Source organism: Nostoc parmelioides FACHB-3921, from assembly GCF_014696625.1.
GTDB classification, from domain to species: Bacteria; Cyanobacteriota; Cyanobacteriia; order Cyanobacteriales; family Nostocaceae; genus Trichormus; species Trichormus parmelioides.
In genome coordinates this window covers 66084-75331 of the sequence record NZ_JACJQL010000033.1, presented here as the reverse complement: position 1 = coordinate 75331, position 9248 = coordinate 66084, and the positions used below count along the sequence as shown (strand labels likewise).

Genomic DNA, 9248 nt, shown 5'->3' with positions numbered 1-9248 from the left:
CCATCATCGACTCACAAGGTCGTGTAATCAATACCTGGGCTGACATCATCAACCGCGCTAACTTGGGTATGGAAGTAATGCACGAGCGTAACGCTCACAACTTCCCCCTAGACTTGGCTGCTGGTGAAGTTGCTCCTGTTGCTATCAGCGCTCCTGCTATCAACGGTTAATTCTCAAGTCTTAATTCAATAAAAAAGCGTCCCCTTTTCAGGAGACGCTTTTTTGTTTTGGAGTGATGTCTAATAAAGGTTAAATTATACCAATTTGAAAAAAGAATGCGATAGATATACAGCCCCAAACGCTTGTCCTGTCTTGATTTTGAATTTTGAATTGGTATTACACTAGATTTTTATTGTTCAGTGGTGTAGTTAAAAAGAGGCGATCGCCTTAATATGGCATGATTAATCTCGTCTAGTAAGGATAGCGTGTTCAAATATGACCTCTGCTAGACGTTCAGCCTGATTCGGTCTTGTTCCCACCGTAAATTCACCAACCAGTGAGTAATAAGCCATTTGAGCGCGGACTTTCGCCTCTAAAGGTGTAAAGCCAACTTGCAAGAATAAATTTTGTGTGTAATTTAGCCGACTTTGATCTACTTGCAACATGATATCGGCAACATTTGCAGCTTTTGTAGCCCATGCGCGAATTGCATTTTCTAATCGACCGTCAATTTGAATTGCGAATTCAAATAAATGTAGCAATTTAGTAGTTGCGTCCCCACCTATTGTTTCGACTCGCTCAATTAAACTATTGGTTTCACCTTTCACCCATTCCTGTAAAATTGCTTCCAATAAATCATCTCGGTTCTTGAAGTGCCAGTAAAAGCTACCTTTTGTTACCTTGATCAACTTTGCAAGTGGTTCTACTCTGACGGCTTCAATTCCCCCCTCCGCCAAAACTTTTAAACCAGCATTAATCCAGTCCTGTCGTTCCAGCTTGATGTTTTCTTGTTTTTTTTCCATACGGCAGCGTATTGACATTTATTTGTTGAGCTATTAATCTATTTCCATACGCTACAGTATGGAGAAGATAAATAAGTGAGTAACGCAAATACAGAGCTACTTTTGCAATGGGCAAATTTATGGTCTTCAGGAAATGTAGAATCGTTTCTCTCGCTTTTTGCTGAGGACTGCTACTACGAAGATGTGGCGTTTAGTATGGTGAGTAAAGGTAAAGAACAACTCAGAGACTTTTTTAGCGCTACTCGCACAGCATTACCTGATTTAAAAATGAATGTACAGTCTTGTTTTGCATCAGAAACCAATGGCGCGTTAGAGTGGGTCATGCAAGGGACTCATAAGGAAGCATTTCATAATGTACCAGCATCCCATCAAATAATTGAGGTGCGGGGCGTGACATTTATTAATCTAGAAAACGGAAAAATCAAAACTAATAAAGACTATTACAATCTTGCTACTTTATTACAGCAGATTGGAATGTTACCACAGTTTTAGCTAATGTTAGTTAGGCGATGTGCTGTTCGTTCATGGATGTACACAAGCCCAGCCGTTTACGAATTTTCAGTAATCGCCTACCTTGGAGCAGTATTTATTAACTAATAACTAACACTTAAATAAGTGAATGCTGCTCACCATCACCATCACCCATTCCCCAGCGACGGAGTTAGGCTATTTACTCCATAAGCACCCAGACCGTTGTCAGTCGTTTTCCCTGTCATTTGGACAGGCGCACGTTTTTTATCCAGAAGCGAATGAACAAAAATGCACGGCGGCGCTGTTGTTGGATGTTGACCCGGTGAAGTTGGTGCGGGGGAAAGGTGCAACATTGGAACAATATGTGAGCGATCGCCCTTATGTGGCATCATCTTTTATGAGTGTAGCGATCGCACAGGTATTTAGTACAGCTTTAGGCGGACGTAGTAAGGATAAGCCAGAATTAGCCCAAACGCCTCTACCTTTGGTGGCGAAACTATCGGTTTTACCCTGTCGTGGTGGTGAAGGTTTTCTTCGACAATTATTTGAGCCTTTGGGTTACAGTGTGAGCGCCCAAGGTCACGTTTTAGATGAAAAATTCCCAGATTGGGGAAATAGTAAATATTTTACAGTTGAACTCCAGCACACCATACCCTTGAGTGATTTGTTAAGCCATCTCTACGTCCTAATTCCGGTACTAGATGATGAGAAACACTATTGGGTCAACGAAGAAGAAATCGAAAAATTACTGCGTCATGGAGAGGGTTGGTTATCGCAACATCCAGCGCGAGAACAAATCACCAGACGTTACCTCAAACGACAGCACCGTTTAACTCGTACTGCTTTAGCACAGTTAGCAGAGGAAGATAATCCCGACCCTGATAGTGTGGAAGAAACCCACGCAGAGGAAGAAGCGGCGGTAGAAAAGCCAATTAGCTTAAACCAAAAGCGTATGAATGGGGTGGTTGCTGCTTTAAAACAAAGCAATGCTAGGCGCGTTATCGATTTGGGATGTGGACAAGGTAATTTATTAAAAATCCTTTTGAAAGATAGCTTTTTTGAGCAAATTACAGGTGTAGATGTTTCCTACAGGTCACTAGAAATTGCCAAAGAAAGATTAGACCGCTTGCGTCTTCCCCGCAACCAGTGGGAACGTTTGCAATTAATTCAAGGCGCATTGACTTATCAAGATAAACGCTTTCATGGTTATGATGCTGCGACCGTGATTGAGGTGATGGAGCATCTTAATTTATCACGTTTGGGTGCATTTGAGCGAGTTTTATTTGAATTTTCTCAACCGAAAACAGTGATAGTAACCACACCAAATATTGAATATAACGTCAAATTTGCCAATCTACCGGCAGGGAAACTGCGCCATAAAGATCATCGCTTTGAATGGACGCGATCGCAATTCCAAAATTGGGCAAATAAAATCACAGAACGCTTTGCTTATAAAGTCCAGTTTCAACATATAGGAGAAGAAGACCCAGAATTTGGTTCACCTACACAAATGGCGGTTTTTATTAATAGGTAAGGGGAGCAGGGAGAGAACTGTTGACTGTTGACTGTTGACTAATAATTAATAACTATGAAAATTACTATTCCTGAATTATCTTTAGTTGTCCTGATTGGCGCTTCTGGTGCAGGTAAATCGACATTTGCACGTCAGCATTTTCAACCGTTTGAAGTGATATCTTCTGATTTTTGTCGTGGGTTAGTTTCCAATGATGAAAATAGCCAGTCTGCTTCCAGGGATGCTTTCGATGTCCTCCACTATATAACTACTAAACGCCTAGTCGCAGGTAAATTAACAGTAATAGATGCAACTAACGTCCAGCCAGAAGACCGCAAGACTTTACTGCAAATGGCCAAGCAGTATCATTGCTTTGCAGTGGCCATAGTTTTTGACCTACCAGAAGAATTATGCCACGAACGTAATCAACAAAGAAGTGACAGACAATTCGGTTCCCATGTAGTCCGTCGTCACACCCAAATGTTACGGCGTTCTTTGCGTGGTTTAGAAAAAGAGGGTTTCCGCTACGTCTATACCCTCAAATCACCAGAGGAAATCGCCAACGTTGAAATTGAACTCCAACCCCTATGGAACAACAAAAAACACGAACACGGCCCCTTTGACATCATCGGGGATATCCACGGTTGTTGTGATGAGCTAGAAGCTTTACTCCAGCAATTAGGCTATGAAAAAAGCAAAGGAATTGAAGATACAGTCTGGAACGCTCCCACCTACTACCACCCCCAAGGACGCAAAGCGGTCTTCCTTGGTGATTTGGTAGACAGGGGGACACGTATTTTAGATACAGTCAAGCTGGTACGCAACATGGTGACGGCAGGTACAGCCATCTGTGTTCCTGGTAATCATGAAAACAAGCTCTTGCGGAAACTACGAGGTAAAAATGTCAGAGCAAGTCATGGGTTACAGCAAACCCTAGATGAAATTGCAGCGTTACCAGAAGCAATCCGCACACCATTCACCAAGGAACTGACAGATTTTCTCGATTCCCTCGTCAGCCACTACTTACTTGATGACGGACGCTTGGTAGTAGCGCACGCAGGAATGAAACAGGAAATGCAGGGACGGGGTTCTGGTGCGGTGCGGGAGTTTGCCTTGTACGGTGAAAGTACTGGTGAGATTGACGAGTTTGGTTTACCAGTCCGTTATAACTGGGCTGGAGATTATCGGGGTGAGGCGCTGGTAGTCTATGGACATACGCCTATACCTGAGGCGGAATGGCTAAATAATACTATTGATATCGATACAGGTTGTGTGTTTGGTGGCAAACTGACAGCCCTGCGTTATCCCGAAAAGGAACTGGTGAGTGTTCCTGCGGCGCGGGTTTACTGTGAACCCGTGAAACCTTTGGTTGATAACAGTATGACGCGGACATCCCAGCAGGAATTTGATGATGTTCTCAATATTGAGGATGTATTAGGTAAGCGCATCATCAATACCAAGCTACAACCAAATATCACCATTAGGGAAGAAAATGCGATCGCAGCTTTAGAAATTATGAGCCGTTTTGCTGCTAATCCTCAATGGCTGATTTACCTCCCTCCCACCATGTCCCCGGTGGAAACCTCCTCAGAGCCTGGATACCTGGAACACCCATCCCAAGCCTTCGTCTACTACCAAAAGCAAGGAATTACGGAGGTTATATGCGAAGAAAAGCATATGGGTTCACGGGCTATTGTGGTTGTTTGCCGAGATTTAGCAACGGCCGAGAAACGGTTTGGTGTAGTGGATGAAGGTATTGGTATTTGTTATACCCGCACAGGTAGGAGATTTTTTGATGAGCCAACATTAGAAACGCAACTTTTGGCGCGGGTAAATGCTGCCCTGACTGACAGCAGATTTTGGGAAACATTTAATACAGATTGGGTATGTTTGGACTGTGAACTCATGCCCTGGTCAGCAAAAGCCCAAGGATTAATAAAAGGGCAATATGCACCAGTGGGTGTAGCATCACGCCTAGCTTGCAATGATGCCGTAGAATTACTACAACAAGCAAGCGATCGCGGCCTCAATATTACTACCCAACTCACTCACTACCAACAACGAGCAGAGATGGCAAATCAGTACATCACTGCTTACCGTCGCTACTGCTGGGATGTCACCGATATTGGAGACTTAAAACTAGCCCCCTTTCATATCCTCGCTACAGAGGAAGCGGTGCATATCGACAAAGACCATCGTTGGCACATAGAACAAATTACCCAAATCTGCCAATCAGACCCGGATTTACTCCTTCCTACCGCTTACAAAGTTATAGATTTAACTGACCCTAGTAGCCAAGCTGAAGGGGTACATTGGTGGGAAAAACTTACCCAAGTCGGGGGTGAAGGTATGGTTGTCAAACCCATGCAATTTATCGTCAAAGGTAGTCGGGGTATTGTGCAGCCTGCGGTGAAATGTCGCGGACAGGAATATCTGCGAATTATCTATGGCCCTGAATATTCAGCCCCAGAGAACTTGCAACGTCTACGCCAACGAGGGTTATCTCTGAAACGTTCTTTGGCCATGCGAGAGTTCGCCTTGGGTGTGGAAGCATTAGAGCGATTTGTTGCCCATGCTCCTTTACGTCATGTACATGAATGCGTGTTTGGAATTTTGGCTCTAGAAAGTGAACCTGTCGATCCACGACTGTAGCACCTCTTGAATCAATTCAAAATACCCTACGGGAAACTAAAGCTACAAAATTCAAAATAAAAACTCCACCCATAAAAGGATAAAGTTTTTGTCAGTGGTCAGTAGTAAGGACGGGTTCATGAGCAATCATTGTTGATCCATGACAATATTAGTGAACCCGCCCGTACAAAGATATGTACAAACCACCCACTCTTAAGATGGTGTATTAAACCAGATTCAAAACAACTGACAACTGACAACTAACAACTGACATACGCAGTGTAATAAAGTCGAGCTTATAGTAATTTGTCTTTAGGCTCTTCCGGAAACACCAGACAGTCAAGAGAATACTTATATAAGGACTAACTCAGTAACCAGCTCATGAACCACCACATGATCGGTAAAGTACTGCAAGCACGCTACCAAATTGTTCAAAACCTGGGTTCAGGGGTATTTGGACAAACATACATTGCTGTAGATATCAATTACCCGCATCAACCTAAATGTGTTGTTAAACAACTTAAGGTCAACAGTTTCCACTCTAGTCAGCTAGATACAATCAGATTACGTTTTCTGACAGAAACTGAAACCCTCAAGCACTTGGGACAACACCCCCAGATTCCCAACTTTATTGCTTGTTTTGAAGAAAATGAGCGTTTCTACTTAGTACAAGAGTACGTCGGCGGACACGCTTTAACGGCGGAATTACCAATTGCTCAAAATTGGGGTTCTCTGTGGCGCGAAGATGAAGTTATTACATTTTTAGAAGACGCATTAAGTATTTTACAGTTTGTGCATTCGCAAGGTGTAATTCATTGCGATGTTAAACCAGAAAATTTAATCAGACGTGCTGTTAATGGCAAATTAGTTTTAATTGACTTTGGTTCTATCCAGTCAGTTAATTTTGGTATAGATGAACAATTATCTATCTATCAGGTTCCGGCTACTTCCTTGGGATATATACCACCAGAGCAATTTATTGGTAAAACTCAAATTAATAGTGATATCTATGCTTTAGGCATGATTGCTATCCAGGCTTTAACTGGGTTGGAACCACTGCAACTAAAAATAGATCCTGATAGTAATGAAATTATTTGGCGTTTTGCTGATACGCCTGTGAGTGACTATCTAGCGGCAATTCTCAGCCAAATGATTCGCTACAATTTTCAAGAACGCTTTCAGTCTGCGGCGGAAGTGTTGCGTATCCTCCAACAAATGAAATGGGAAACATCCTTGCCACAACTTTTGCAAACACAACAGATAGAATATAGGCAGGAACCTAATTCTGAACCATCGCCGCTAATCACAGGAATGAAGGTAGGACTAGCGGTTAATACCTTATTAATGGGACTGGGAACTTATTCATTGCTGAGTACTTCTCCAGCCAACACCGAGACAGAAATTTTATATAAAGCGACAAAAGAATATCAAGACGGCGATTTAAAACAAGCGATCGCCTTAGCTAAACTCATACCTTCTCATAGTAATGTATATCCAGATGCTCAAGCCACTATCGACGAATGGCAACAGCAATGGCAAACAGCAGCAAAACAATATTCCCTAGCTGAACAAGCATTACTTGAGAGTAGATGGTCAGATGTTTTTGTGGCTGCAAGCGAAGTTCCTAATATTTCATATTGGCAATCTAAAGTTAAAGATGTAGTGGAGAAAGCCAATATCAATATCGAAGCCCAAACACAAAATTTATTAGCTAAAGCTTATGATAAAGCCAAAGCTAAAGATTTTTCTTCAGCATTAGAATATTTGCGTCAAATTCCTCAAGAAAGTTCTGCTGGTGCTTTAGTACAACAAAAACTGGCTGAATACAACCAGAAAAAACAAATTAGAGCCGCCTACTTTTTGCACCAAGCGCGCAAACAAGCATTAGCGGGTAACTTTGATAATGCGGTCAACTACCTCCGCAAAATTCCTGAAGGCACTCCAGTTTATGCCCAAGCACAAGCTAAACTCAACAAGTACACGCAAAAACTACGCCCACAAATCCAAAAGGCTAAGTCTTTGATTGCTCATAATTCAGTTATTCAGGTTGGTAATATACAGTCGGAAATTCAACTACCAGAAGTGAATATTCGCTAAGTAGAATATAGGGGTTAGGAGGAATAATTTATTACTGGTCTGGGTTGAGGATGCGGACGATTAGCGCAATTACTAAGCCAATATATTGTGATTGAGACTGACAAATCATGGGGAGTGCAAATAATCAGGGGATTGGCTGGTGGTTTCTACCAAAATTGACCTGCTACAGTTTAACTTTATTGCTGAGTGCGGTTTTACCGTCTGATGCTGTAGGGGCGATACTGAGAAAGCAAGGGCTACAGATAGCACAGCAGCCAGAAACCACTCAACAAGATGCGGCTCGCGCTGTTGCAAAACGGGTTTTTCAAGAGGGGATGCAGCTAGAACAACAAGGGACAGGAGAATCACTGCGACAAGCGATCGCAAAATACCAAGAAGCACTCAAGCTTTGGCAACAAGTTGATGATAAACTCTCAGAAGCTAGTACCCTCAACAATATTGGCTTGGTCTACGGTTCATTAGGAGAAAAGCCAGAAGCGCTCAAATACTACAACCAAGCTTTACCTATACTCCGTGCAGTTGGGAACAGAGGACAAGAAGCCACCACCCTCAACAATATTGGCTTAATCTACGGCTCATTAGGAGAAAAAGAAGAAGCTCTTAAATACCTCAATCAAGCTTTACCCATAGGCCGTGCAGTCGGGGACAAAAAAATAGAAGCCGTCACCCTCGCCTACATTGGCGGTATCTACAACTCATTGGGAGACAAGGAAGCAGCACTCAAATACCTCAACCAAGCTCTATCAATACTCCGTGTTGTGAGGGACAAGGGAATGGAAGCCAGCACCCTCATTAATATTGGTAGAGTCTACTCTGATTTAGGAGACAAGGAAGCCGCCCTCAAATACCTCAACCAAGCTTTACCCATAGGCCGTGCAGTGGGGAACAAAAAAATAGAAGCTCGTACCCTCAACGATGTTGGCACTCTCTACAGCGCATTAGGGGACAAGGAAGCAGCATTAAAATACCTCAATCAAGCTTTACCCATAATCCGCGCAGTGGGTGAAAGCAGAAGAGAAGCCACTATCCTGCACAATATTGGTGGTATCTACAACTCATTCGGAGACAAGGAAGCAGCGCTCAAATACTATAACCAAGCTTTACCCATACGCCGTGCAGTGGGGGACACAGAAGGGGAAATTGTCACTCTCTCTAACATGGCTGCCTTAGAACACAGTCGGGGTAATCTACAACAAGCCCAAACACATATTCAATCAGCTATTAAAATAATTGAAGATTTACGAGCCAAAATAGCTAACGAAGAACTACGTACTGCTTACGTTGCCTCAGTTCGACCCTATTACGAGTTCTATACATATCTGCTGATGGAACTGCAAAAAAACTAAGCTGTTACGCATTTAAATTGTATATTTCGCACTCAGATTGTCAAAAGTCCACAGTCCAAGCCGGCCTTTGACTCTGGACTCTTGACTATGGACAGCCCCGACTTAGAACTTACGCATGAAAACGAAATATCAAGAGTTTGGACAAGGGTGTAGGGTTGTCAATTTAAAACCCCTAAACCCCTACACCCCTACACCCCTATACCCAGTCTCAACAGACAACCCCGGTGC

Annotated in this window: 6 protein-coding genes and 1 pseudogene; 6 read left to right on the top strand and 1 reads right to left on the bottom strand. The window is 42.9% G+C overall.

The features are described from left to right. Nucleotides 1–170, top strand: a pseudogene (locus H6G14_RS20255) (photosystem II q(b) protein); the annotation flags it as partial. A 231-nt stretch (nt 171–401) separates the two neighbouring features. Here H6G14_RS20255 and H6G14_RS20250 read toward each other — a convergent pair. Next, nucleotides 402–980 (bottom strand): TetR/AcrR family transcriptional regulator, encoded by a 579-nt coding sequence (locus tag H6G14_RS20250; protein WP_190569103.1) that lies wholly within the window; start codon nt 978–980, stop codon nt 402–404. Between the two features lie 57 nt (nt 981–1037). Here H6G14_RS20250 and H6G14_RS20245 point away from each other — a divergent pair, with 57 nt between their 5' ends. The 5 genes from H6G14_RS20245 (at nt 1038) to H6G14_RS20225 (ending at nt 9020) form a co-directional block, all read left to right on the top strand. Then, nucleotides 1038–1454, top strand: coding sequence for a ketosteroid isomerase-related protein (locus H6G14_RS20245; RefSeq protein ID WP_190569102.1), 417 nt, complete (start codon nt 1038–1040; stop codon nt 1452–1454). Between the two features lie 127 nt (nt 1455–1581). Continuing rightward, nucleotides 1582–2967 carry a 3' terminal RNA ribose 2'-O-methyltransferase Hen1 gene (locus H6G14_RS20240; RefSeq protein WP_190569101.1) on the top strand — a complete coding sequence of 462 codons (1386 nt, stop codon included), beginning with the start codon at nt 1582–1584 and terminating at the stop codon, nt 2965–2967. Nucleotides 2968–3021: 54 nt separating this feature from the next. Next, the gene (locus tag H6G14_RS20235) at nt 3022–5598 is read left to right on the top strand and encodes a polynucleotide kinase-phosphatase (protein ID WP_190569100.1); all 2577 of its coding nucleotides are present in this window, start codon (nt 3022–3024) and stop codon (nt 5596–5598) included. A 360-nt stretch (nt 5599–5958) separates the two neighbouring features. Beyond that, the gene (locus tag H6G14_RS20230) at nt 5959–7674 is read left to right on the top strand and encodes a serine/threonine-protein kinase (RefSeq protein ID WP_242053492.1); all 1716 of its coding nucleotides are present in this window, start codon (nt 5959–5961) and stop codon (nt 7672–7674) included. Between the two features lie 107 nt (nt 7675–7781). Further along, on the top strand, nt 7782–9020 hold the full coding sequence (locus tag H6G14_RS20225) for a tetratricopeptide repeat protein (protein ID WP_190569099.1): 1239 nt from the start codon (nt 7782–7784) through the stop codon (nt 9018–9020). The last annotated feature ends 228 nt before the right edge of the window (nt 9021–9248 follow it).